The organism is Synechococcus sp. R70.1 (assembly GCF_047461675.1).
Classification (GTDB): domain Bacteria; phylum Cyanobacteriota; class Cyanobacteriia; order Thermostichales; family Thermostichaceae; genus Thermostichus.
Map to the genome: position 1 here is coordinate 1 of NZ_JANSHR010000064.1, position 946 is coordinate 946.

The 946-nt window shown below is 64.7% G+C and carries 1 pseudogene; it reads right to left on the reverse strand.

Annotated elements, in window-relative coordinates:
• Positions 1-946 (reverse strand): annotated as a pseudogene (locus NW807_RS08090) (type II secretion system protein); the annotation flags it as partial.

Consider the following 946-nt stretch of genomic DNA (forward strand, 5'->3'; position numbering starts at 1 on the left):
GACCAATGGCGTCAGGTACTCCTTGCGCCGGGAACACCGGATCCGGCCAGCGCACTGCCCGCAGGTAGGGCAGGTTGTCCCTTTGAGCCTCTTCGGCCAGGGGGCCTACGGCTCCGCTGGTGGCAAACCCTGTGTTGCGGTTGTACCGGTTCTGCGGGTTGGTCAGCCAGCCGTTGTAGTACTCGGCCAGCAGGCCGGCGCCGCCCGGATTCGGACAAGGCCCGAGGGGAGCCACCATCACCCAACGGGAGGTATCCAGCACCGGGTTGCCCAAAGCTGAGATGCGCACCCCAAAGTTGGCATAGCCCACATCGGGTGCCCGCAAGGGCCGCACTGCCGGCACGCCACCGCCCGCCGTTCTGTCATCGTTATTGGGATCCGAATCGGCGTTGTTGAAGGGAGCCAGAATGGTGTCGCGGGCAAACACATCCGGCCAACCCGGCTGGTTGAGGTTGTCGCCCAGGTTCTGGGCCCCGTTCGTGTTGTCGAAGCGCAGAACCCCAGCACCATCTCTGTCCGGATCCGGAGCCGGCCAGTTGTTGCCCCGGATCACCAGGGCCTGGTTGAGGAAGGAGGTGTTGGCCCCTAGGTTTGGCCCACTGCAGCCGTAGTAGTCGTTGCGGCGAGGGGCCGAGGCCCGTCCACCTGCGTAGTCTTGGCCGGAGGTGTAGTTGCTGCCGCCGCCATCGAGGGTGCCATCCTGGACAAAGCCGTCGTCGATGCTGCCGTCGCAGAAATCGGCGGAGAGGATATTGACCGAGTCGCCCAAGACCTCGCTGGGCCGCCAGAGATCCTGGGCTGCCCGGGCAAAGCGCCGGTCTTCATCCCTCCGGAGCCGCCCGTAGAAGTTTCTGTAGAGGCCAGTTTGCGGGTCGAACTCAAGGAGAGTTTTGAACTCCTCCAGCCGCTGCCCGTCCCCCGTCTGATGCAGGTTGAAGTCCCCTTG